Origin of the sequence: Micromonospora sp. DT47 (assembly GCF_049844475.1) — a bacterium.
Taxonomy (GTDB): Bacteria; Actinomycetota; Actinomycetes; order Mycobacteriales; family Micromonosporaceae; genus Micromonospora.
Genome location: NZ_JBNCLC010000028.1, coordinates 31,097 through 53,513 on the forward strand (window position 1 = coordinate 31,097; position 22,417 = coordinate 53,513).

Below are 22,417 nucleotides of genomic sequence, written 5' to 3' on the forward strand. Positions count from 1 at the left end.
GGGCCTATGGGCCGTGTCAGAGGGGCGGGTCCGCAGCCCCACCGCCCCTCGTACTGTCCGAAATCCTCACGATCGCGTGGACCTAGTGCGGATGGGGTGCTGTCTGTCGAGGGTGTAGGCCGCCGTCGCGAGGACGCCGCCTTGGACGCCGTCGGTGGCCGGCTCCCAGGTCGACCCAGGCAGGTGGCGCTCGGCGCTGCCGCTCGGGTGGTAGCCGAGGACGCGGCCGGGCTCATGGTCCCACCATCCCCGTTCGTTCGCTGAAGCCGCATAGAAGATCGTGTACTTGAGGTCGGGAGCTGACATTGCCGCGACGAAGGCAGCCATTGCGTCACGACGGCAACCGACCTGCGGTTGCCCTGAAATCGCACCGCCGACGGGGACGATCGTTACACCAGACTGCGAATCCGGCTCGGATATGACTTTCGAGCCGGATTGACCGGCATGGGACTGGCCCGTCGAAGGTTGCCTCCCGGCCGCCATCAGGGCCATCGCGTTCCTATGGTGGTCCGGTCGACTGGGACCGAGAAGCGAGCTAGCAGGCGCCGGCCGGTGTCGAGCGCATCGGTGACGCGTCGTGCATCGCCGGCACGAGCAAGCGCCTTGGCCTCCTGCGGGCCGTCGATGTCAGCGGTTGCGTGGGGCTACCAGGCCGGATTCGTAGGCGAGGACCACGAGTTGGGCGCGGTCACGGGCATGGAGCTTGGCCATGGCCCGGTTGACGTGGGTCTTCGCGGTCAGTGGGCTGATCACCATGCGCTCGGCGATGTCGTCGTTGGACAGGCCCTGCGCAACCAGGACGACAGCCTCGCGTTCGCGGTTTGTCAGCCCTTTCAGGCCCGTGTCGGCACCCATGTGGAGCGGCTCGGTGACGTACCGGTCGATCAACTTGCGGGTGATCGACGGTGCGAGCAGCGCGTCGCCGCGCGCGGCGACCCGTACGGCGTGCAAAAAGTCTTCCGGCTCGATGTCCTTGACGAGAAAACCGGCCGCGCCGGCGCGCAGCGCGTTGAACACGTGTTCATCGAGGCCGTAGTTGGTCAGGATGACGACGTGCACCCGGGCCAGGGTCGGGTCTGCGGCGATGCGCCGGGTCGCCTCGATACCGTCCATGACCGGCATCTGGATGTCGATGAGCGCGATGTCGGGCAGGTGTTCCTTGGCGAGCGCCAGACCCTCCTTCCCGTCGGCGGCCTCGGCCACCACCTCGATGTCGTCTTCGACGTCGAGGAGCGCGCGGAATCCGCTGCGAAGGAGCGGCTGGTCGTCGACCAGCAGGACGCGGATCATGACGTCCGGTCCACGGGGAGTTCAGCATGGACGGTGAAGCCGCCCTCGTTGCGTGGTTCCGCGCGCAGGCGACCGCCGAGGGCGGTGACTCGTTCGCGCATCCCGAGCAGCCCGACGCCGGGCATCGCGGCGGTGGCCGGCGTGGCCTTGCCGTCGTCATCGACTCGGATGGCGAGGGCGTCCGGACGGACGTCGATCCGGACCGACGCCGTAGCGGCGGCGGCGTGACGGGCGATGTTGGTGAGCGACTCCTGAACGATCCGGTAGGCGGTGCGGTCCACCGCGGCCGGCACGTCGTGTCGTTGTCCTTCGATCGTCAGCGTCGCGTCCAGGCCGATCATACGGGCCCGTTCCACCAGTTCCGGGACGTGGGCGAGCCCATGCGGCGGGGTCCTGCCGTCATCGCGCAGCGCCTCCAGGGTCGCTCGCAGCTCCCGGGTCGCCTCACGACCGGCCTCCTGGATCGCCAGCAGGGCCTCCGGCACCTGTTCACCACGCTTGCGGGCCAGGTGGACGGCGACTCCGGCCTGCACCTTGATGACCGAGATCTGGTGGGTGAGGGAATCGTGCAACTCTCGCGCGATGTGCAGCCGCTCCTCGTTGGCGCGGCGCAACGCGGTCTCCTCCCTGGTGCGCTCGGCTTCGTCCGCCCTCCGCTCGGCCTGCCGCAGCGCTTCACCCGCGGCACCGGCAGCGACCAGCCAAGCCAGCTCAAGGGCGCCCCGGGCCCGTGCGAGCGCCTCGCCCACGGACATGTCTTGTGGCAGGGCGAGGGCCGCGAGCGGGAGAGCGGCCAGCATCATCACAGCCACCACGACCGTGATGATGCGGTGGCCCGCACGCACGGCGGCGTACACGGCGAACAGGAACGCGACGGCGGGCACGTCAAAACCGACCGCCTGGTAACCCACCGCGCACAGCCCGGTGACGGCCAGGACGGAAACCGGAGCCCGGCGGCGCGCGGCCAGCGCCAGGCCACCGGCCACCAACAGCGCGTAGCCGAGTAGGTCAATATCCGTGGCGGAGTGGTTCCCGGACAGCCCGGCGACCAGCAGCGTCGCTGCCACGCCAACGGCGATCGCCCAATCTCTGACACCGGCCGGAACGCCGGACCGTCCTGTGCGCATACGCGCACCCTAGCCGGATCTTGCCGCGGACGACTCCTCCTCGCAGACGAGCGGCCGCCTACCGCACACGCAGTACCTTCCCGGCGCATGCGGCGTCCGCAGCAGCCGGATGCGCCACCTGCGGCAGCGCGAATTGCATCCGCCTGCAGGACGACCGGCGGTGCGCCCGGCGACATGATCAGGCGACATCCAAACCTCGGAAACGAGACGCACGAAAGAGGAGAGGGACATGAGCTCATCAGGAACCCTGAAGTCAGTCCGACTGGTGCTTGCCGCCGCCGCAGCCGCCCTGCTCGGGGGGTTCGGGCTTGCCGCACCGGCGGCCGCGCACGTCTCGGCCCAGCCGGCCGCCGCCAGTGTTTACACCATGAGCGCCGGGCGACTCGGGGCAACCGTGGCCGCCGTGCTGGGGCTGACCGGCGTGATCATCGGCGGGCTGGCTCTGGGCCGCCCCACCAGTCGTATCGGCACCGGCAACGGGCGAGGCGGAGCCACCATGGCCCTGGCGGTGGGGCTGATCGGCATGGCCCTCGGCGGGCTGGTTGTGGCCACCTCCGACAGCGGCATCGGCACCGGCAACGGGCGAGGCGGGGCCTACGTAGCCCTGGTGGTGGGGCTGATCGCCATGGTCCTCGGTGGGCTGGCCCTGGCCCGCTCCCGCCGCACCGGCTGACCGGCTGACCGGCTGACCGGCTGACCCGGCCATGGTGCGGTTCGGCTGGCTTTGGCGACGGTCTCGGCCGCGCACTGACCGGGAATCCACGATCGCCGCCGTCGGTTCGGCATTGCGGCCTTCGGCGAGGCGGACTTGTTCCCGCAGCCCGGCGTGCAGGCGGGTGAGGGTGCCGTCGCGGGTCCAGGTGCGGAAGTAGTGGTAAACGATCGGCCAGGGCGGGAAGTCGGCGGGCATTGCCCGCCCCACGCAGCTGTTGTGGTCGAGGTAGCGGATGGCGTCGACGACGTCGCGGCGCGGGTAGGTCACCGGGCGGCCGCCCTGTTGACCGGTGCCGCCGGCGGGCAGGTACGCGGCGATCAGTTGCCATTCGATGTCGCTGGTGTCTGATGGGTAGCGGCGCGGACGGGCGGTGGGCAGGTGCTCGGACGCGGGAGTCGGGGGCGCGGCATCGGCCTGGCCGCGGACCAGGTGGAAACGCAATGTAGGGCCTTCGGGATGGCTTGGAGTCGACAACCACAGCCGTACCCGAAGGCCCTACCCTTTGTCCTCGCGGCACACTGAGGCAGATTCGGATTCCCCGATACTCAATCAGGTCCGCCCACGCTGACCCGGGACTGCCCGGGTTTGGTTGACTCGCGCGGTTGAAGTGGTTCAGGCCGCGTGTGCGGGCCTGTTAATTGTCTCAAACTCGATGGGTGTGAGCCGTCCGAGGCGTCGTTGGCGTCGTCGGCGGTGGTAGGTCCGTTCGATCCAGGTCACGATCGCCAGGCGCAGTTCCTGCCGGGTCGCCCAGCGTTGCCGGTCCAGGACGTTCTTTTGCAGCAGCGCGAAGAACGACTCCATCGCCGCGTTGTCGCCGCAGGCCCCGACCCGCCCCATGGATCCGATCAAACCGTTGTGCCGTAACGCTTTCACGAACTTCCGGGACCGGAACTAGACCGGACTCAACCGGTGGATGCAACACCGGCTTGTTCGATCGAGGTTAGCTGCTCGTTGAACGCCTCGGCGGGCGTCTTCCATCCGAGTGTCTTGCGGGGCCGAGCGTTCAGCGTGGCTGCGACGGCCTCGATGTCCTCGGCGCTCCACCGGGACAGGTCGGTGCCCTTGGGAAAGTACTGGCGCAGCAGCCCGTTCGTGTTCTCGTTCGTGCCGCGCTGCCAGGGGCTGTGGGGGTCGGCGAAGTAGACCGCGATGCCGGTTTCGATCTTCAGCTGGGCGTGCTGGGCGAACTCCTTGCCGCGATCCCAGGTCAACGAACGCCGTAGCTGGTCGGGCATCGTGGCCATCCGCGCGGTGATGGCTTCCCGCATGGCGATGATTCAGCGTCGGCCCTCGACCTACCGCGGGCCGGCGAACCATGCCGACGCGGCCGGGCCCGGGAGACAACGGACCGGCGGCGTCGGCGTTCGTCGACGTCAGCGGCGTTGCTGGCACGGGACGCAGTACTGGGCCCAGGGCAGGACTTCGAGGCGGGCCAGCGGAATATCGCCACCGCAGCCCTCGCAGCTGCCGTAGCTGCCTTCGGACATCCGCCGCAGCGCCTGGGCGGTGTCCGCGACGCCCTGCCGGGCGGCGTCCATCAGCCGGCGCAGGGTGTCCGGGTCGTAGCCGTCACGGTCGGGCTGTCGGCTGTGCACCGTCAGCTCGGTGAGCTGGTCGGTGTGCTCCTGGAACTGGCGTTCCAGGAGGTCGCGCAGTGCTTCGGCACGGTCGTTCACGGTGTGCGTCATGGTCTCGTGAATCCTTCCGGAGAGGCTTTGGGGGATGTCTGCGTGGGGCCGGGGGCGGTCTCAGCTCCCGGCCGGGTGCTGGCTCGCCGCCACGGCGGCCAGGCTGGCACCGGTCAATGCGGCGGTACGTGGGGCCGCGGCGCGGTGTACGGGAGCTCCCAGGGCGGCGACCAGCCGGGCGGTCAGGTCGGGTCGGGTGGCACCGTCCCCGACCACAACCATGCCGCGGGCCAGGGCCGCGGCGACCAACGGCCGCACGGCCGGCGGTCGCCTCAACTCGCGCACCAGTCGGGTGACGGTGTCGGCGAGCATGGCCGGGGTGGCCCCATGGTTCAGGTCACGGGTGCCGAGTTCGGCGCGCCGGGCGGCGACGACCCGACCGTCCTGTAGCACGGCCACCTCGCTGAGCTGGGCGCCGATGTCGGCGAGCAGCAGCGTGCCGGCAGCGGCGCCGGCACCGATGGCACCCGCGCGTATGGTATCGACGAAGAGCAGCCGCGCGGGCGCGAGCACGGCGGTGAGCACGCAACGCATCGCATCCTGGTCGGCCGTGGTGGCCAGTACCGGACGGCAGGCGACGACGAGCGCTCCCGCCGGCACCTCGGTGCGGTGATCGTGCAGCAGCCGCGCCAACTCGGCGACGCAGGCGGGGCCGTCCACGATCCGACCGCGCCGCATCACCGGCGTCCGCGACCCGCTACCGACGGGGGCGCTCAACATGCCCCGCGCGCGGAGCCAGATCCGCAGCTGGGCGCTGCCGAGGTCCACGGCTATCGGGTCGGGTTCGGCGGTGCCCGTCGGGCGCGGGGCGCGGGAAGGGCTGGGGACAGCCTCGGCGCTGCCCGATGCGTGACCGGAAGTGACGTGGACGGGCATACCAACCTCTTTCACGGGTGGATACGACGATGGCGCCGCCGTACGTCGGGGCGACGCGGGAGATCGATTCGCTTGAGCCGGCCGGCTGGGCGCTGGTGGACCGTCAGGTCGCGGAGCCGCGGGGTGACCTCGCGACCGGGCCGGCGGACGCCGACCGCGGGGTCGGCGGACAAGCTGCCGGCAGGGGTGGCGAAGCCACCGGCGTGCGGGTCGTCATCACCGCCTCCTCGCTGGTCGGGTACGCGTCGGACCTCCAGCGTGGGCCGGAAACCTCGGCCTGACATTGCACGCGGTCGGCCAACAACCGCCGGCCTGGTTGCCGGCCGTCGGACATCTCGGCTGCTCCTTGTCCGGTGATCGTGACCCTCGGGTAACGACCCGGCCTGCCGCGCCGGCTGCCTCGCGCCCGTCGCCCGGCGGCGTCGACCGCGATCCGGCACGAGCGTCCGCCGTACGGCTATGGTGGGCCGATGCGGAACCGGCAGCACCCGGGTGACATCGACCAGCATCTCGCGCTGTCGATATTCGTCGTGCTGGCGGTGCTCGTCGCGGCTGTCCGTGCCGGTCGCGCGCTGGGGATGTGCATCGTGGTCCGGCTGGCCGGCGCCATCCCGGGCTGTGTTCCCGCCTGGTCCGCCGACCGGGCGCCGCCGGGCACGCCGTCCCTCACCTGACGGCCGTCGCCCGACCACCCACCGCTGCCCGGACCGACGACAGGCTCCCGGTCCGCCGGCAGCAGACCGGCGCGTCGACGGGAACAGCTGCTTCCGGATGGAGCACGCATGAACATCGAACGCACGCCCCTGCCCGGCATCGGCGTACGGCACACCTTCACCACCGAACAGGGCCGCCGGATCGGCATCGTCGAGTACCGCGCGGGCGACCGCCGGGACGTCATCCATGACGACCCGGACGATCCGGACTGGGTGGTCAGCCTCCGACTCACCCGTGCCGAGGCGATCGCGCTCGCCAACCTGTTGGGCTTCCCCGACCTGGTGGCCACGGCCACGATGGCCGAATCGGGTTGAGGGCCTACGACATCGGCCCGGGTCGCGGCTGGTGCGGCCAGTCCAACGCTCGCGCGCCGAGGACGGCGGCGTGCAGGGTGAACCGGTCGCGTGGGTCAGCGGGGTCGTAGCCGCTCAGCGTCCTGATCCGGTCCAGCCGGTAGGTGACCGTACGGACCGACACGTGCAGCCGGCGGGCCGCCTCGGTGGCGACCCCGCCGCTGGCGAAGTACGCGTCCAGGGTGTCCAGGAGCGGCTCGGCCCCGCCGCGGGAACGGCGCAGCGGGCTGAGGACCGCCTGCACGAGGTCGACCATGGCCGGCTGGTCACGCAGCAGGACACGGTAGATGAGCAGGTCGTGGGCGTCGATGACGGCGGTGTCGGCGTGCAGCCGCTGTGCCATGGTCAGCGCCTCGCGGGCCTCCTCGTAGGAGCGGGCGATGCCGTACAGGCCGGGGTGCGGGCGGCCGACCGCCACCTGCCACGGTCGGCCACGCGGCAGCCGGTCCAGCTCCGCGTGCATCAGCCGGCCGAGGTCGCCCAGCGACGCGCCCTCGCCGGAGCCCCGGTCGGGCGTCACCGTGTCCGCCGGGGCGATTACCACGAGGAGCCCCTCCTTCGTGGCCACCAGCACGTCGCGGTCGCCCAGCCGGTCGAAGATGACCGCCTCCAGGGCACTGATCGCGGCGTCGGTGTCCGGCAGGCGCCGGCTCGGCGACGCCAGCGCCACCTGGTGCACCCGCGCCAGGTCCAGTCCGAACGGCTCCGCGCGTTCCACCAGCCCACCCAGGTCCGAGTCGCCCCGCAACAGGTCGTCGACGAGTTCCCGACGCAGCGCTTCCTCCCGGCGGACCAGTTCCCGGCGCGCCACGGCGTACCCCTCGGCGAGGGTGGCCACCGCGGCGTCGACGACGTGCAGCACGGCCTCCGCCGCCGCGCGCACCACCTCGCTGTCGGTGGACCGCACCAGCTCCGGCAGCTGCTGCCAGAGGCGGCGGGCCGCGGACAGGTAGAGCCTGACCGCCCTCCCCGCGGACACGCCCTGCTCGGCGGCACGCCGGCCGAGCACACCCACCGCGTCGAGTTCGCCGCGCCGCGGGCGGCGCCCGGTCGCCGCCGCGTCGGCGAGCAGCCGCAGGTAGTCGCCGAGCAGCTCCACCGGCACACCACCGGCGTCGGCGCTGGCGGCGCGGGCGACCGCGGCGAGCCACGCGTCGTCGGAGTGGGTGCCGGCCGGGCCCGCCCGACGGACGCCCCCGGTCATCGCGGACTCCTTTGGCAGGTGGACGGCGCCGACCGCCGATCCGGTCCGGCCAGCCTATGGGAACCGGCCCACCCGGCGTCGGAGCCGGCCGGGTAGGCGGCTGGGTGAGGCCGGTTCCGCGCAACGTCCAAGCCCGATTCCACGGGCAGCGCGAGTTCGGGGTGTTCGAGGGTCAGGTGCTGTCATCGGAGTTCTGTACTGCCGTTAGGGCCGTTGAGCCGGGCCACGATGATCGCCTCAGACTGCGGTGGGCTCGGACGCCCGACGGCCCGCGCCGCGGGACAGCCGGGGCGCGATGAGCCGGTCCAGGCTGAAACGTCCTGCGCCGACCGCGGCGAGCACGAGCGCGGCTGCGCCGAGCGCGAGTACGAGCTCGAACCCGCTGGCGCTCACGAAGACCCCGTTGCCGACGTGGACGATGAGGAAGGCACCGAGCATGTCGAGCGCGAGGAGCAGTCCAGACACGGGGTACCGCGAGACCGGCAACCAGGGCGGCACCGCCAACGAGTTCGACAAGCGCCGCAAACCACCTGATTCCGCAGGCATGGCACCACGTTCGTGCAGAACCTGCGACGCGGCCACTACGAGATCGCCGTCGAGGTTCCACCGGCACGACGCATGTTCGTACTCAGCGGCCTCAGCTGATGTAGACCGGCGAATCACTGGGTTACTCCCCGTTCCGGGGCGCCTGAGGAACGAGGAAAACGGCGCGGGGGCTGCCGCCTCAACCTTCCGATGGCGTCAGCCCGGCGTTCGCGTCAGCTTGCCAATTGCGAACGCAGGAGTTCCTTCGCTCGCTGCGCCCGGTCCCGGTCATGCGACTGCACCTCCTTGAAGAACTGCGCAGCCGTCGGATCACCACTACGTTGAGCGTCGTCGATGTACTGCTGTAGCGTGTCGGCTTCCTGCAAGGTGTGGTACAAGAGGCTGATCATGTTGTAGTGGACGTCATGAGTTGCAGTGGCGCTAGCGGTCATCGTCTGCTCCCTTCAACTGTCCCTTCTCTGTCCCGCGGGTACCCGCCATGTGCGCCTTGAAAAGTCGCAGGATATTCGCAACGGCGCTATGGAGCCTCCACCCCAATGGTGACTACGAGGGCCATACACCGCGTGCCGTCCCCGCAGCGGAGGAAACCCTCCGAGATCGTCTTCGGCCGTACGGCTTGAGCTTGTCCGCGGTGACGGCGGCCTGCGGTCACTCCGGTGTGACGCACCGCCAGACAACTCCCGCCGCCGAGTGAGATGTTCCGTCCGATCCCATCGCAGCGGGACGGCTGACCCGGACGGGCGGGGTAGCGTCCTGATCGGCTCGAGTGGGCCGGCGACCGGTTCGGGTTGGCGTGGTGAACGCCGCCGTCGGTCTGCTGGTGTTGGCCGCGGTGCTCGGTTTCGCGGTAGCCCGGCCGCGCGGGCTGCCGGAGGCGGTGTCCGCGGTGCCCGGCGCCGGGCTGCTGGTCGCGTTGGGGCTGGTCTCCCGGCCACAGGTGCACGGCGAACTGGTGGCGCTTGGGCCGACGGTGGGGTTCCTGGCCGCCGTACTGGTCCTGGGCACCTCGCCGACGAGCACGGTGTCGGCTACGCCGGAGCGGTCGTCAGCCGTGCCAGCCGGGGCTCACCACGGCGGCTGCTGCGGCTGCTCTTCGTACTCGCCTCGATCGGGACCGCCGTGTTGAGCCTCGACGCCACGGTGGTGCTGCTGACCCCGGCGGTGCTGGCCACCGCCCTTCGGGTGGGGGTGCGGCCGAAACCGCACCTGTACGCCTGCGGGCGCCTGGACAACTCCGCGTCGCTGCTGCTGCCGATCTCCAATCTGAGCAGCCTGCGCGCCTTCGCCGTCAGAGGGTTGAGCTTCACCCGGTTCGCAGCGCTGATGGCCCTGCCGTGGCTGGCGGTGATCGCCACCGAGTATGCGATCTTCCGGCGGGTGTTCGCGGTCGACCTTGGCCACCCCGGCGCAGGCACCGCCATTGGCACCCCCTTCCCGCCCGCCGCGGTACGTGTTCGCCGTCTTGGGCGGCACCCTCGCGGGGTTCGCGCTGGCCAAACCGATCGGTGTGCATCCGCATGGATCGCGGCGGCCGGGGCCTTGGCCTTGGCGGTGCCCGCCTTCGCCGGGCGCCCCGGGGCGGAGGCGTACCGGCTGCTGAGGGCTCACCCCTGGCGGTGTCGGTCCGGAGCATCAGGTGGAAGCCCATCGCTCAACTCCTTCCGCGCCGTGTAGACGGCGCCGGTTCGTGGAAACGACGAAAGGCCCCCGCAGGGACCTTTCTCGTGGGCCGGATCTTACTCATGAGAACGCTCCTCCAGTGAGCCTCCGGCCGAGCGTTCTCATGGGTAGACGCTGACGCTGTACGAACTCGTGCAGGTCGGCGCCTCACCGAACCGGCGAGACACCCAGGCCCTCCTGATCGTTGAGCCAATACCCCCGAACCGAGGCTGCTGCTGAACTGGAGGACAAGGTGCCGGACTATCCGAAGGCGATCGCCCCGGACGACCGCGTTGAGCCGGTGCCCCGCCGGATCCGCGCCTACCTCGCCGGCGAACTGGTGCTGGACACCAGGCGGGCGCAGTACGTGTGGGAGTGGCCCTTCTACCCCCAGTACTACATCCCGGTCGCCGACGTGAACCGCAGCCTCCTAATCGATGAGCACCGCACAGAGCGGATCCGGTGTGGGACCGGGCGGGTGCACGGGCTGCGCGTCGGCGAGGCTTCCCATCCTTCGTCCGCCCGGTGGTACGGAGACGACGCGCTGCCCGGGTTGGCGGACACCGTCCGGTTCGACTGGGCCGCCATGGACAGCTGGTTTGAAGAGGACGAAGAGGTCTTCGTGCACCCCCGGAATCCGTATGCGCGGGTGGACGCACTGCGGTCCACCCGCCGCGTGCGGGTGGAACTCGACGGGGTCGTGCTGGCCGAGTCGGCGTCGCCGGTGCTGGTCTTCGAGACCGGTCTGCCGACTCGCTACTACCTCAACCGGACTGAGGTGGACTTCGGGCACCTCGTGCCGTCAGAGACGACGACCTCCTGCCCGTACAAGGGCCGGACCGGCCGCTACTGGTCCGTGCGTATCGACGGCAGGGTCCACTCGGACTTGGCCTGGTCGTACGACTTCCCCACGGGCCCGCTCCTGCCGATCGCCGGGCTGATCGCCTTCTACAACGAGAAGGTCGACCTGATCATCGACGGGGAGCGGCTCACCCGGCCGAAGACGCACTTCTCCTGATGGCGCCTGTCGACCACCGCCCGCCACCGGGGGCTGCAGCTTCCAGCGGCGCGCAGCCCCAACCGGTCACGACCACGTCGGCGTCGGCGACGTGGTCGGGTGGCCGGGCCTGGCCAACCGGCCTCGGCCTCAGTGAGGGCGGCCGATTACCGGATCATGATGCGCTTCGGCCATCCGGCTGAGGTCGGGTCGATCCTCCGCCAGCGATATACGGAACGCTGCCGCCGGCCACAGCTCGGGCTATGCCGGGATCTGCAGGCGTGGGTTTGGTGGCGGTGATGATGGTCCGACGAGGGTGATCGCGGCGGGGCGACTGTGCTAGGCGATGCGTTCGCCAGGTGGCGACACGGACGTCTGCCCGTGTCCGCAGACGTCGGTTCGGCCCCAACGCCCCGGGATGTCCAGCAGTCCGAGCCAACCGATCTTGGGCGGTAGCACCGGACTGACCGTCAGCCGGTCACCGTGCGGCTCCAGGCCGAGCATCGTCCGCAGCAGCAGCAGCGGGGCGCCGGTGGAGTAGGCCTGTGGGCTGGACGACGCCGGGTACGGGACGGGGTACTTGGTCAGCCGCCGTTCGTAGCCGCCGAAGGCCTCTGGCAGCCGACCGTCGAAGAACTGTGCGGCGTCGAGGATGCCCTCGGCGATCCGCGCCGCCTCCGTCTGCAGGTTGTACCGCATGAGTCCCCAGGCGATGAACGAGTTGTCGAACGGCCAGATCGTGCCCACCTGGTACCCGATCGGGTTGTACCGTGCCTCGCCCACGGCCAGCGTGCGCACGCCCCAGCCGGAGTACAGGCGCGGTCCCAGTAAGTGCTGCGCCACCTTTCCGGCCCGGTCTTCGTCGATGATGCCGCTCCACAGCAGGTGGCCCATGTTGGACGACAGGGCGTCGACCCGCCCGCCGTCGGCATCGAGCGCGAGCGCGTAATATTCCCCGTCCGCTATCCAGTAGTCACGGTTGAAACGCCGCTTGAATTCGGCCGCGTCCCGCTCCAACCGGTCGGCGAACTCCGGGTCACCCCAGAAGTGACGAGCGAGGCGGGCGCCCCGCAGCTTCGCGTCGTACGCGTAGCCCTGCAGCTCGCAGGTCGCGCGAGGCAGGCCGGGCAGTCGCCCGTCACGATAGGAGATCGCCTCCCGGGATTGCTTCCACGACTGGTTGGCCAGGCCGGTCGTCTCGTTCCGGCTGAGGTACCACAGATAGCCGTCGTCCAGCACGTTGCCGTACCCGTCGATCCAGTCCAGGGCCGCCCGCGCCTCGCGCTCGAGCAGGCGCACCAGGGTGGCGTCGCCGGTCCAGCGCTCGTACTCGTCGAGCAGGATCACGTACAGGGGCGTGGTGTCGGCGCTGCCGTAGTACGGCGAATGGGGTCGCTCCTCGAACGCGGCTGTCTCGCCGTAGCGGAACTCGCGCATGATCTTGCCCGGCTCCTCGTCACGGAAGTCGTCCAGCCGGGTGCCCTGCAGCGCCCCGAGCATGCGCAGCGTCGTGGCGGCGAGCTCTGGTGCGAACGGCAGCGCCTGCAGACTCGTGAGAAGGCTCTCGCGGCCGACGATCGTCATGGACCAGGGCACGCCACCCGCGGGCAGAAATCCCGTAGGGAACGTCATGGGTGAATGTCGTAGCGCGGCGAGGTCCACCAGGCTGCGCCGGTACGTCGTCGACATCGGTGCCCAGTCGCAGGTCAGGCGGGGCATCCGGGCAAGCCACTGGTCGAGGTCCTGCTGGATCTGCGCCTTGTCCCGCGGATGGTAGCCCTGGACACTCTGTCGGAAGTCACGCTGGTGCGGCCCGATCACCACCGCGTCGACATGCAGGTCGGCGACCCACTGCCCCTGGGGTTCGATGCGGACGCAGTACGTCAGTCCGTGCTCGTCGATCCGAGCCGGCACGCTCGTCGAGACGACCGTCTCGCGGCGGAAGTTCTCCCGCCTGTAGCCGAGCCGCAGGCTCCCCTCTTCGACCCGCGCGTAGTGCTGTCCCTTCCGTGCCCCGTCGCCGCGCTCATGCAGATCGATGATCTCGACCGCGTCCGCGAAGTCGCTGCCGACCTCAAACCGGATGCTGAGGTCGATCGCCTTGTGGTCGTAGTTGAGAACGGTCAACCGCTCGTCCATGCTGCGCCCCACGGAGCGCTCACGGATGACCGAAACCTTCGCCTCTACGTAGTGCGTCGGGGCGCCGGGCACCAGCAGGAGGCGTGCCTCGAAGTACTTGCTGTCGTCGACCGCCAGCGCCTGCAGCCGTTCACCGTTGACGCTCAACTGCCATCTGGACAGGAATCGGGTGTCGAAGGAAAACAGCCCGTGTAGCGCCGAGATCGAGGAGTCCAGGTCGCCCCGGTCGTCGCTGACCAGGAAGATGTTCCCGTCCAGGATCTTGATGAGGCCGCCTTTCATGGCTCACGCCTCCGTTCGCGGGCTACCGCCCGCGGATCACGCGCCCCCGGCGGCCCGGGTAGCAGCCGCTCAAACTCGATGAACAACTGGAGCCGTCCCTCGACCCTGATGTCGTTGCGTACCATCGCCGTCAACGGCTTGGCCTCGCCGGCCACGACCCGGGCGAAGAAGGCGCGATCGGCGTAGAGGACGCAGTCGGCCTCGCGCTCCTCCCGGGACACGCTCAGGTCCCCGCCGTCGATCGCCAGCAACCAGTGATCGACGTGCTCGCCGCACACGAGGTCGAAACGCAGGGTGCCGGTGAGCTTCTCCAGCAGACGTTCGTGCCCGCGCCGGCCGAGCCCGTCGAAGAACTCTGCTACCGGATCCGTCCTGACCACCCCCACTCGAGGTGCAGCCTCGCTCGGACCGGTAGGTACCGGCATCACCCGCGGAGGGTGAACTTCATGGCGCACGGACGGACGCGCCGCATCGGCCACAAACCGGGCACGGGAATCCGGCTGCTCGGAGCCACACCGGTTGAGCCGCCGTCGTCAGGCCGCGGACGTCTCGCGTACGGGTGTCGAGGCCCTGACCGCGTCCGGGCGGAGGGTGAGCGGGCAGCGGGGCCACCCCGACGTCCTGGCCGCCCAACGACGCGAACGGGCCCGCATCCGCAGCGAACGTCAACGCCGACGGGGCTCCCGACCACCGCACGAGCGGCCTGACCAACCCCGCGAACGTTCCTGCTCAGAGCACTAGGGACGGGGGCACCATGTCTACGGCCGGACGTCATCCGTCTGCCGGCCACCTGACGGTCAGCACCGTGGAGCCGGTGAGGGCGTGCCAGCTGTGCGAGACTCCCGGGCCGTATATCACGTAGTCGCCGGTGCGGCTCAGCAGCACATGTCGACTCTTCGTCGGAAACTCCATTACGAACGAGCCGGTGACCAGGACGGCGGCGCTGCCGAACCCAGCGCAGTCGCTAACCTCCTCCCGTCGCTCGCCGGCGCGGTGCACGCCCCATTTGAGCTCGACCCGGTCGGTGCGCCGGATGCCGGTGCCGTCCGGCAGGAAAGGTCCGACGAACCATCCGGCCCGACCCGCCTCGGCGGCGTTGCCGACCGCGAGGTCGATCTCGTCGGCCGCTTGCTGCATGGACCCCATCGTTCCTCACTTCGGCTCGGCGGACGAAATCACGGGCTGACGTGTGCGCAGCATCGCGTCATGAACCTTGAGCACGCTTCCCAGCAGGCCGTCACCGTCTCCGGCACGCAGCTCGATGGCGAAACGCTCGTCGAAGCTCAAACTGGCTCCGAACTCGAGAAAGCCGTATGCGCCGGTGGCGTCGTGCAGGTGCACGAACGAGAATGTCGGTGCGTTAGGTAAGAAATAGACCTCGAACGAGCCTGCGGAGTTGGGCGCGGGGGCGACCTTACGGAACTTCTCGATCGCCGCGCCGACATCGAGGTGGGCGTAGTCGGCGGGTACCATCCACTCGGCGGGTGTGACACTGGGGTCGACCAGCGCGAACCGGGCCCGCACGCCCTTGGCGGTCACGCAGTCCTGGATCGCCTGGAACTCGCGGGCCCAGCTTTCGAGACTGCGCCCGACGACCAGCAGGTCGGTCTGCGGAAGGACGCGGTCGAGCAGGTCGCGGACGCTCTGACGGGCGATGCTCGTGCGCCCGGTGAAGATCCGCTCGACTCCGAGCCGTCGCAGACGGCCGAGGGTTATCTGGTCCATCCGGCTGGCCTCGACCGCCCGTGTGATCAGCCGGTCCCACGGCCGGTGGGCCGGATCCACGAAGCTCAGCCGGTCGAGAGGAGCCAGTGCTCCCGGGAGGGCCAGCCCCGACTCGTAGAGGACGGGTACCACCGGCACCCCGAGGGCCAGCGCGTATGCCCACTCGAACGTTACCTCCACCGACGCGACCGACCGGCCGGTGCAGACAACGACTGCGAGTGATGCCTTATCCAGCGCCCCCGTGATCACGCGACGCCACTCGTCACCGACGCGGATCTCGCCGGTGTCGAGGAACGAGTTGACGTTGGCGTGCGCGAGCCGGTCCCGGAGCGAACGGGCAAGGTCCTCGTCGACGCGCGCGTAACTGATGAACACCAGCCCATCGCTGGCTGCCATGGATAGCCCCTTCCTGGCACGCACGGAGTTCTCGTGCGATCACGCTATAGGAACGGCGCTACGCCGTTGCCGAGAGCGCGGCCGTCTGTATGGCCGGCGGTCAATGCGGTGTTCATCTGGAAGAAGCGGGTGCAGCTGCCGCACTCGTGGTGGCCGGAGCCCGGCAGCTCATGGACCGTCGTGCGGAAGAGATCGCTGAGCCGGTCGAGCACTGCGTCGCCGTCGTCGAACACGTTGCCGGCGCAGTAGGCCGACCGTGAACGCCACGATGCGTCCGCCTCGGTGCGCGTGTCGGCCTGGAGGTAGTCGCAGGGATAGACATCGCCCGCGGCATCAATGACTAGAAAGAACAGCGGCACGAAGCAGCGGGCTCCGCGACCGGCGTAGTGTCCGCGCACCGGTCGCCCCGCGGCGACATCGGTCGGGTCCAGCTCGTCGAGCATTGCGGCGAACTGCGACAGATTGGTGCGCATCCGACCGGGCGACGCCCGGTCCAGCTCGGTCACCTGGTCACGTATCCCGGCCCACTCCGCGGCCGTCGGCACGTAGCGGTTGCGCGGATCCGAGCCGTGCGGCAGCTTGAACAGGAGCACGTCGACGTCGAGCTGCTGCGCGAGCGCCACCATCGGGCCGATCTGATGCATGTTGCGACGTTGCACGACGAAGTTGATGCCGACGGGGGCGTTGATCCCGGCTTCCCGCAGCCTGCGAATCCCGGCGGTGGTCGTGTCGAACAGCCCGTCAGTGCCGCGGATGCGGTCGTGGATTTCCCGCGAAGCGCCGTCGATCGAAAAGCGGATCCAGGACAAGCATTCGTCGACCATGCGAACCGTCTCCGGCGCGATTTCCACACCACCCTCGCTGATGAGGCCCACGCGGATGCCGGCCGCGCGCAGGCGGTATGCGATCCGGCCGAGGTGCGGATGCAGCAGCGGGTTGCCCCCGCCGAGCGTCACCGTGCGGACCCGCCACCTGCCGAGCGTCTCGACCAGCGTGTCGATCCGTGCGACTTCAAGGTCGGGCCTCTCTTTCCAGGTCCACTGTGCGCAGTGCGCGCAGCGCGCCGTGCAGCGAAAGGTGACGTCGAGGTGGACCGAGAGAGGGCTCGGCGGCGGCCCACCGTCGCGGAGCCAGCGCATGCCACTGTCGACGTCAGCCGCTGGAATGCCGCCCCCAGTTCCGCGGAGCAGGTCCTGGTTCGCCGAGAAGGGCGCCATCCGAGTCTCCTGTGGGTCATCTGCCATCGGCACGACTGAGCGTAACGGGCCAATTGCGGTTGTCGCCAGCTCAATGACGGGGTCGGCCAACGAGCGCAGATCGGGCGGGTCTTGACGCGACCCAGACGGACCGAACCTACGGGAAGGCCGTGGTCGTCCGGCTCGGTGGCAACACCGCCGGGCGGTTCCTTCTGCAGTTCCCCTTTTTCTGTGCCCGGCGGCGTGCTGGTGGGCCCGGTTGGACAGCCCGTGCGCGTACTCGTGCTCGATGACGGACGCGTCGAAGTTGCCGTCCGAGTACGGCCCCTCGAAGGTGTCGTTGATCGGCTCCCACAGGAACATGCCGCTCCATGCCGGGATGCCGTCGGGCAGGGTGAGCATGTAGGCGTTGTCCCGGTCGGTGTACTCGGTCAGCTCCATGCCGACGTCGAGCACGCCGATGCCGACCACCTCCGCCCTGTGCGCCTCCCCCGGGCCTCAAGGCCGCCTTCAACGGGCCCCAACAGGCGACGGCTTGACATGGAGCGGCTCATCTCCCATCGACGCGCTGATCATGTAGGCGTTACCCCCGTTCGCACACCAGGCCGTCGCCGTTCCGGTCGCGGTACCAGGCATACTCCGGATCGATGCCCCTGCGGTACGGGCCGTAGCCGGCTGCGTTCGCCTCCTTGCAGGTGCCGAAGCGAGGGTCGGTCACCGGCATCGGTGGCGGCTTCGGCCTGGTGGTGGTCGGGGCCGGTCGTGGACTGCTGGTGCGCGTGGCCGTCGGCTTGGCGGAGACCTTCGGCCCCGCGGTCATGGGTTTGGCGGTGCTTCCCCCCGTGAGGGGATCCGGCGCGGTCGGTTCCACCAGGGACGGGGTCGGACTGGCATCGACGTCAACGAAGCGGTTGCCGGGCATCGTGTTACCGGCAGAGGGCTGCGCCGTGTCGGAGTCATCGTTCGCTGCGTTGATCACTGCGCCGCAGCAAGACAGCCCGACGAGGGCGGCGGCGGCGATCAGCCATGGCAATGCCCTCCTCTTGGTCGGAGCCGGAGGCGCGGGATACATCGGCAGGACTGCGGTGTCGTCCAGCGGTACCTCGTGCGGGCGGCCGTGGGACGGCGTAGGTGTCGTCATCGGGACTGCTCCTGAAAGTGGGGTAGCCATTCGGTTTCGGCGCAGGACCGGGCCGGGGCGAAGAGTGAGGCGGCATCCCCGCCCCGACCTGGTCATCACGGGCGGCCGGATACCGGGCATCCAGCAGCCAACCACCCGACCGGCGGCAGGGACAACTTCAGGAGAAAGGGTCAGCCAGTACGCGCGATCCAGATAACCCGATTCCCATGCCGACAGTGCGGGTTCGACTACCGTCCCCTCCAGCGAGGAGCCCCAGTTCAGGATGTCTTCCCGAGCTGGGGCTTCACACGTTGTCGGCTCCGCAGCCGGAACGTCCCGGTTGGCGTCAGGTGCGGGGCGCGGCCACGGCGGCCTGGGCGTCGACGATGCCCCAGCCGTACGTCGGCGAGTAGACCCCTCGCAGGCCGACGACCGGGGTGCGGGCCGTCGACATCAGCACCGAGTACACGTTGTCAAGGCTGCGCCCCTGGGCGAAGAGCAGGGCCGCGACTCCCGACACGTAGGGCGTCGCCATCGACGTACCGGCGTAGGCGTCGTGGTCGCCCTGCCCGCAGGTGGCCGAGCCGGTGCCCACCGGGACGCTGGACCACACGTCGTCGTCGCAGTTGACGAGACCAGCCCCACCGGGAGCGGCGACCGCCTTCAGGTCAGCTTTCACGCCCAGGTTGGAGTACCACGCCTTCACCTCGTTCCGGTCGGTCGCGGCGACGCAGAGGGCGCCGGATTCCCAGGCCGGGGTGCCGCACAGAGGTGCGGTCTCGTTGCCGGCGGCGGCGATGACGGCGACGCCTCTCGCCTGCGCGTACGCGATCGCCTCGGTCGCGTCGGACTCGAGCCCGGTGAGGGTGAGGGCCTGGGAGCCCGGCAGCGCGCCGAGGCTGAGGTTGACCACCTTCGCACCGTGGTCGGCCGCGTAGCGGATGCCCGCGGCGATGTCGGCGAAGCTGCCACTGCCCGCCTCCAGCACCTTGATCGGCATGATCTGCGCGTCGGGGGCGACTCCCGCGACACCGACACCGTTGCCGGTCGCCGCGGCCGCGATGCCCGCTACGTGGCTGCCGTGCTCATCGCTGGCGTCAGGCTTGCCGTTGGGCCCCCGCCAGTCGCCGTTGCCGCAGGAGGTCGGGCCGCAGTCGACGAAGGTGGCGCCGGGCACGAGCTTGGACTTCAGGTCCGGGTGGCTGAGGTCGACGCCGGTGTCCACGACGGCGATCACCACACCGGTTCCCGTGGTGGTCGCCCAGGCCTGTGCGGCATGGATCTGCCGCAGGCCCCACTGCTTGTCGTACAACGGATCGTTGACAGCCGCCTCTGCGGGCGTGGCGGCGGCGGCCACGAGGGCGGTGGCCACCGCGGTGCCGGCGAGTAACCGGGCGATCGACATGAGACCTCTCCTCAGGATGCGACAGCGCTTCATCTAGGGATCGGTAATCGGACGCGAGACGTAACAGCGGCGGCAGGGTGCAAGCCGGCGACGCCGTCTCGTCCCCGCCCCAGTGACGGCTCAGGGCCGGCCGGCGGTCGCATCCGAGACGGCGGCGCCGCCGGCCGGAACTGCGCGGTCAGGAGCTGCAGCTGTTGAGCATGGTCTGCGGCACGGACTTCTCCGACGACTGCAGGGTCAGGCCCCAGCTGTACTTCACGGTGATCCACATCTGGTCTCCGGGGCCGGCGTCGACCAGGTCGGGGTGCTTGAACAGCGGCGTGCGCCATGTCGCGGCGCAGCCCGTCCACACCCCGGTCGAGCCACCACCGGATGATCTCCCGGAACTCCGCCGGCACCTCCGGGTTGTCCCAGTTCAGGTCGGGCTGCTCGGGGCTGAACAGGTGCAGGTACCACTCGTCGGGCCCGCCGCCAGGCGCTCCCGCCGAACGCCGACCGCCAGCCGTTGGGTGGCCGGTCCGGGTGGTCGTCATCGACCGGGCGTAAGACGTACCGGCGGCGGCCGGCACTGCCCGGCGGTGCGGCGAGCGCCGCCCGGAACCATGGGCGCCGGTCCGAGGTGTGGTTGGGCACCAAGGTCGCAGACGATCCGCAGGCCGAGCCGGTGCGCCTCGGCGACGAGCGCGTCGAAGTCGGCGAGGGTGCCGAGGACCGGGTCGACGTCGCGATGATCGGCGACGTTGGATCCGCCGTCGGCCATCGGTGACGGGTAGAACGGGGTCAGCCAGGCGGCGTCCACGCCGAGGGAGACCAGGTGGGGCAGGCGGGCGGTCACCCCGGGCAAGTCACCGGTCCCGTCCCCGTCCGAGTCGGCGAAGCTGCGGACGTACACCTGGTAGCAGACCCCGCCGCGCCACCACGGCTCCCCCGGCGCGGACCGGGGTCACCGGCGGACCAGGGTGAAGCCGCCGGGCAGCACGGTGACCCGCAGCGTGGTGGCGGTGCCGGTGCGTTGCGCGCGGAGCACACCCGCCGCGTCGTACACCTCGACGGTGGCCGGTCCGGTGCCGCCGGGGGTGACCTCCGCCGTCCGGGCGGTCCGGGCGGCGCTGCGCAGCAGCGTCGTGCTCCGCCCGTCGCCGGCCAGGGTGAGCCGGGAGACCAGCGGCTCCAGCACGACCGCGTCGACGGTCGCAGGCTCCCCGGCCGTCGCCTGGGCGGCAAGTTCGGTGGCGTGGGCGGCGAGTTCGCGGGGCAGGGTGACCGGGAGCAGCGCGCCCGGCGCCGGGGAGTTGCCCTGGGTGCCGACCCGGGCGTGGTCGACCTCGCCGAGCGGTCCGGCGTCGCTGCGCCAGACGGTCCGGGCGGGTACGCCGGGGCGCAGGTTCACCACGGGCAGCACCAGCCGGGGTTGGTCGGCTGGCGGGAACTGCCAGCGCAGCCCGGCCCCGGCGGGCAGGTCGACGTACGCCCCGCTGATCAGCGATTCGCCGGTCCACGCGGACGGTGGGGTGACCACGGTCGCGCCGCCCAGGCGGGAGGCATTCTCGGCTTCGAGGGTCACTGCGCCGATCCGTTCGACGATCTCGGTCCGGCGGGCGAGTGCGGCCAGTTCAGGCCGGGCGTCCAGGGCGAGCATGCTGAGCAGCGCGTGGATGGTGGACTCGGCACCGGAGTTCCGGTTGACGTGCCCGTCTCCGTTGATGCCGTCGATGGCCCGGCCGGTGTTCGGGTCGTAGCCGGGCGTCCCGGCCGGGTTCGCGCCGAAGTACCAGGCGGCGGTGACGGCGGCGAGCTGCGCGAATCCGGAGCGTCCGCTGGCGTCGGCGACGGCGAGCAGCGACTGCACCCGGGAGTCGACGCCGTAGGCGATCTGGGTCCGGTCGGTGCGGGTGGGCAGCCGGCCGTTGTCCGGGCCTCCGGAGGTGAGCAGCCAGGGGGTGAAGACGGCCGAGTCGGTGACGGCCGGGCCGAGCAGGGTCCGGTCGCCGAGTGCCTGCGCGGCCCGGGCGAGCGCGGCCGGCATCTGGGCGCCCCAGCCGTGCCAGACCGAGCGGGAGAGCGCCCAGGGGCGTACCGCGCCGAACGGCCATTCCCGCACGTCGCCGTCGGCGAGGGCGGTGATGCCCCGGGCGAGTTGGCGCAGCGCCCGGCGGGCGGTGGTGCCGCCGCCGGCTTCGACGTAGGCGCCGAGACCGAGGACCGCTTCGGCGGTGGCGTCCGCGCCGTCCACGATCAGCCAGGCCGGGGTACGTTCCCCGTCGATGATCTGCCACTGGTTGTAGCGGACGAGCACCTGGCGCTGCACGGCGGCGATCGCCAGGTCGAGGCGGTTCCGTAGGAAGCCGGCGAAGTCCGGGTCGGTGGCGCGGAACGCGGCGTACCCTTCGCCGAGAGCCCAGATGGTCCGGGCCAGCCAGTACGACGCGTCGCTGTCGGACGGGTCCGGCAGTTCCTTCGGCTCGGCGCTCGGGTTGAGCGTGCCGTCTGGCTGCACCCAGAGCACCACGTTGCCGGCGTGCGGACCGTCGGCGGTCTGCAGGTAGGTCAGGCCGCGCAGGAGTTGATACGCCGCGTCCCGGCTGGTGGTGGCCCCGGTCTGCCGCCAGTGCCGCAGGTAGACCACCGCGGCCCGGGAGATGTCGTCGGCGTTGTAGGCGCCCTGCCCCCAGGTGTCGGTTTCCGGGTCGTATGCTCCGCCGCCGACCCGGCGGAACTCGCCGTCCGGCCCGGGTTCGGCGTAGGTCCAGAGCATCCCAATCGCGGGGGTGTCGGCGAGCCGGTAGGTGGAGTGCCCGTGCTGATCCGGCGGCGTGACGTCCTGCCGGAGGAAGTCCAGGTGGGCGAGGTTGGTCAGCGGGCCATCCAGCCCGGCCGTGCTCGGCGGGGCGGAGGCGGGGGCGGCGGCTCCGGCCGGGGTGGGGGTCAGCAGCGGGGTGGTGAGGGCGAGGCCGCCCAGCAGCAGTGATCGGCGTTTCACGG

General features: G+C 70.5%; 24 protein-coding genes and 4 pseudogenes. 7 read left to right on the forward strand and 21 right to left on the reverse strand.

Features of this window, described 5'->3' with window-relative positions; genetic code table 11:
* Positions 1 to 66 precede the first annotated feature (66 nt).
* The 3 genes from ACLQ2U_RS28665 to ACLQ2U_RS28675 all read right to left on the reverse strand — a co-directional run bounded on the left by ACLQ2U_RS28665 (position 67) and on the right by ACLQ2U_RS28675 (position 2,357).
* A complete protein-coding gene (locus ACLQ2U_RS28665) occupies positions 67 to 492 on the reverse strand; it encodes a hypothetical protein (RefSeq protein WP_425754019.1) in 426 nt (141 codons plus the stop codon).
* A gap of 135 nt (positions 493 to 627) precedes the next feature.
* Positions 628 to 1,290 (reverse strand): response regulator, encoded by a 663-nt coding sequence (locus ACLQ2U_RS28670; RefSeq protein WP_425754020.1) that lies wholly within the window; start codon positions 1,288 to 1,290, stop codon positions 628 to 630.
* Positions 1,287 to 2,357, reverse strand: a complete 1,071-nt coding sequence (locus ACLQ2U_RS28675; RefSeq protein WP_425754021.1) for a sensor histidine kinase — start codon at positions 2,355 to 2,357, stop codon at positions 1,287 to 1,289. The genes ACLQ2U_RS28670 and ACLQ2U_RS28675 overlap by 4 nt, the downstream gene beginning before the upstream one ends.
* A 289-nt stretch (positions 2,358 to 2,646) precedes the next feature.
* Between ACLQ2U_RS28675 and ACLQ2U_RS28680 the strand changes: the two genes are divergently transcribed.
* On the forward strand, positions 2,647 to 3,090 hold the full coding sequence (locus ACLQ2U_RS28680) for a DUF6223 family protein (protein WP_425754022.1): 444 nt from the start codon (positions 2,647 to 2,649) through the stop codon (positions 3,088 to 3,090).
* A gap of 165 nt (positions 3,091 to 3,255) precedes the next feature.
* Here the strand turns inward: ACLQ2U_RS28680 and ACLQ2U_RS28685 are convergent.
* The 5 genes and pseudogenes from ACLQ2U_RS28685 to ACLQ2U_RS28705 all read right to left on the reverse strand — a co-directional run.
* A pseudogene (locus tag ACLQ2U_RS28685) lies at positions 3,256 to 3,606 on the reverse strand (transposase); the annotation flags it as partial.
* A 138-nt stretch (positions 3,607 to 3,744) separates the two neighbouring features.
* Positions 3,745 to 4,026: pseudogene (locus ACLQ2U_RS28690) on the reverse strand (IS3 family transposase); the annotation flags it as partial.
* A gap of 11 nt (positions 4,027 to 4,037) precedes the next feature.
* Positions 4,038 to 4,406, reverse strand: a pseudogene (locus ACLQ2U_RS28695) (IS30 family transposase); the annotation flags it as partial.
* 102 nt (positions 4,407 to 4,508) lie between these two features.
* The gene (locus ACLQ2U_RS28700; RefSeq protein WP_425754023.1) at positions 4,509 to 4,823 is read right to left on the reverse strand and encodes a TraR/DksA family transcriptional regulator; all 315 of its coding nucleotides are present in this window, start codon (positions 4,821 to 4,823) and stop codon (positions 4,509 to 4,511) included.
* Positions 4,824 to 4,883: 60 nt separating this feature from the next.
* A complete protein-coding gene (locus tag ACLQ2U_RS28705; protein ID WP_425754024.1) occupies positions 4,884 to 5,699 on the reverse strand; it encodes a cell shape-determining protein MreB in 816 nt (271 codons plus the stop codon).
* Positions 5,700 to 5,716: 17 nt separating this feature from the next.
* On the opposite strand from ACLQ2U_RS28705, the gene ACLQ2U_RS28710 reads away from it, so the two are divergent.
* From ACLQ2U_RS28710 to ACLQ2U_RS28720, 3 genes are all read left to right on the forward strand, one after another.
* Positions 5,717 to 5,980, forward strand: coding sequence for a hypothetical protein (locus ACLQ2U_RS28710; RefSeq protein ID WP_425754025.1), 264 nt, complete (start codon positions 5,717 to 5,719; stop codon positions 5,978 to 5,980).
* Positions 5,981 to 6,169: 189 nt separating this feature from the next.
* Positions 6,170 to 6,373: a hypothetical protein gene (locus tag ACLQ2U_RS28715; protein WP_425754026.1), complete on the forward strand. Its 204-nt coding sequence runs from the start codon at positions 6,170 to 6,172 to the stop codon at positions 6,371 to 6,373.
* A 108-nt stretch (positions 6,374 to 6,481) separates the two neighbouring features.
* Positions 6,482 to 6,727: a potassium transporter TrkA gene (locus tag ACLQ2U_RS28720; protein WP_425754027.1), complete on the forward strand. Its 246-nt coding sequence runs from the start codon at positions 6,482 to 6,484 to the stop codon at positions 6,725 to 6,727.
* 4 nt (positions 6,728 to 6,731) lie between these two features.
* On the opposite strand, the gene ACLQ2U_RS28725 is transcribed toward ACLQ2U_RS28720, so the two are convergent.
* From ACLQ2U_RS28725 to ACLQ2U_RS28735, 3 genes are all read right to left on the reverse strand, one after another.
* Positions 6,732 to 7,970, reverse strand: a complete 1,239-nt coding sequence (locus tag ACLQ2U_RS28725) for a PucR family transcriptional regulator (RefSeq protein ID WP_425754028.1) — start codon at positions 7,968 to 7,970, stop codon at positions 6,732 to 6,734.
* A gap of 237 nt (positions 7,971 to 8,207) precedes the next feature.
* Positions 8,208 to 8,435 carry a hypothetical protein gene (locus ACLQ2U_RS28730; protein WP_425754029.1) on the reverse strand — a complete coding sequence of 76 codons (228 nt, stop codon included), beginning with the start codon at positions 8,433 to 8,435 and terminating at the stop codon, positions 8,208 to 8,210.
* A gap of 293 nt (positions 8,436 to 8,728) precedes the next feature.
* Positions 8,729 to 8,947: a hypothetical protein gene (locus tag ACLQ2U_RS28735; protein WP_425754030.1), complete on the reverse strand. Its 219-nt coding sequence runs from the start codon at positions 8,945 to 8,947 to the stop codon at positions 8,729 to 8,731.
* Positions 8,948 to 9,312: 365 nt separating this feature from the next.
* Here ACLQ2U_RS28735 and ACLQ2U_RS28740 point away from each other — a divergent pair, with 365 nt between their 5' ends.
* From ACLQ2U_RS28740 to ACLQ2U_RS28750, 3 genes are all read left to right on the forward strand, one after another.
* A complete protein-coding gene (locus tag ACLQ2U_RS28740) occupies positions 9,313 to 9,642 on the forward strand; it encodes a hypothetical protein (protein WP_425754053.1) in 330 nt (109 codons plus the stop codon).
* Entirely contained in the window at positions 9,597 to 10,190 is a 594-nt protein-coding gene (locus ACLQ2U_RS28745; protein WP_425754052.1) for a hypothetical protein, read from the forward strand. The genes ACLQ2U_RS28740 and ACLQ2U_RS28745 overlap by 46 nt, the downstream gene beginning before the upstream one ends.
* A 238-nt stretch (positions 10,191 to 10,428) precedes the next feature.
* Entirely contained in the window at positions 10,429 to 11,193 is a 765-nt protein-coding gene (locus ACLQ2U_RS28750) for a DUF427 domain-containing protein (RefSeq protein ID WP_425754031.1), read from the forward strand.
* Between the two features lie 318 nt (positions 11,194 to 11,511).
* On the opposite strand, the gene ACLQ2U_RS28755 is transcribed toward ACLQ2U_RS28750, so the two are convergent.
* From ACLQ2U_RS28755 to ACLQ2U_RS28800, 10 genes and pseudogenes are all read right to left on the reverse strand, one after another.
* Positions 11,512 to 13,593 (reverse strand): glycogen debranching N-terminal domain-containing protein, encoded by a 2,082-nt coding sequence (locus ACLQ2U_RS28755; protein WP_425754032.1) that lies wholly within the window; start codon positions 13,591 to 13,593, stop codon positions 11,512 to 11,514.
* Positions 13,590 to 13,979, reverse strand: a complete 390-nt coding sequence (locus ACLQ2U_RS28760) for an SCP2 sterol-binding domain-containing protein (protein ID WP_425754033.1) — start codon at positions 13,977 to 13,979, stop codon at positions 13,590 to 13,592. Before ACLQ2U_RS28760 ends, ACLQ2U_RS28755 begins: the two co-directional genes overlap by 4 nt.
* A 385-nt stretch (positions 13,980 to 14,364) precedes the next feature.
* Positions 14,365 to 14,730 (reverse strand): signal peptidase I, encoded by a 366-nt coding sequence (locus ACLQ2U_RS28765; RefSeq protein WP_425754034.1) that lies wholly within the window; start codon positions 14,728 to 14,730, stop codon positions 14,365 to 14,367.
* Positions 14,731 to 14,745: 15 nt separating this feature from the next.
* A complete protein-coding gene (locus ACLQ2U_RS28770) occupies positions 14,746 to 15,714 on the reverse strand; it encodes a toll/interleukin-1 receptor domain-containing protein (protein ID WP_425754035.1) in 969 nt (322 codons plus the stop codon).
* Between the two features lie 44 nt (positions 15,715 to 15,758).
* Complete coding sequence (locus ACLQ2U_RS28775; RefSeq protein WP_425754036.1) at positions 15,759 to 17,381, reverse strand: radical SAM protein; 1,623 nt, start codon at positions 17,379 to 17,381, stop codon at positions 15,759 to 15,761.
* Between the two features lie 112 nt (positions 17,382 to 17,493).
* Positions 17,494 to 18,051, reverse strand: a complete 558-nt coding sequence (locus tag ACLQ2U_RS28780) for an excalibur calcium-binding domain-containing protein (RefSeq protein ID WP_425754037.1) — start codon at positions 18,049 to 18,051, stop codon at positions 17,494 to 17,496.
* Between the two features lie 325 nt (positions 18,052 to 18,376).
* Entirely contained in the window at positions 18,377 to 19,435 is a 1,059-nt protein-coding gene (locus tag ACLQ2U_RS28785; RefSeq protein WP_425754038.1) for a S8 family serine peptidase, read from the reverse strand.
* Positions 19,436 to 19,613: 178 nt separating this feature from the next.
* Positions 19,614 to 19,787: a hypothetical protein gene (locus tag ACLQ2U_RS28790; RefSeq protein ID WP_425754054.1), complete on the reverse strand. Its 174-nt coding sequence runs from the start codon at positions 19,785 to 19,787 to the stop codon at positions 19,614 to 19,616.
* A pseudogene (locus ACLQ2U_RS28795) lies at positions 19,741 to 20,327 on the reverse strand (alpha-amylase family glycosyl hydrolase); the annotation flags it as partial. The gene ACLQ2U_RS28790 and the pseudogene ACLQ2U_RS28795, both read right to left, overlap by 47 nt.
* Positions 20,328 to 20,378: 51 nt before the next feature.
* Positions 20,379 to 22,415 carry a hypothetical protein gene (locus ACLQ2U_RS28800; protein ID WP_425754039.1) on the reverse strand — a complete coding sequence of 679 codons (2,037 nt, stop codon included), beginning with the start codon at positions 22,413 to 22,415 and terminating at the stop codon, positions 20,379 to 20,381.
* Between the last annotated feature and the right edge of the window lie 2 nt (positions 22,416 to 22,417).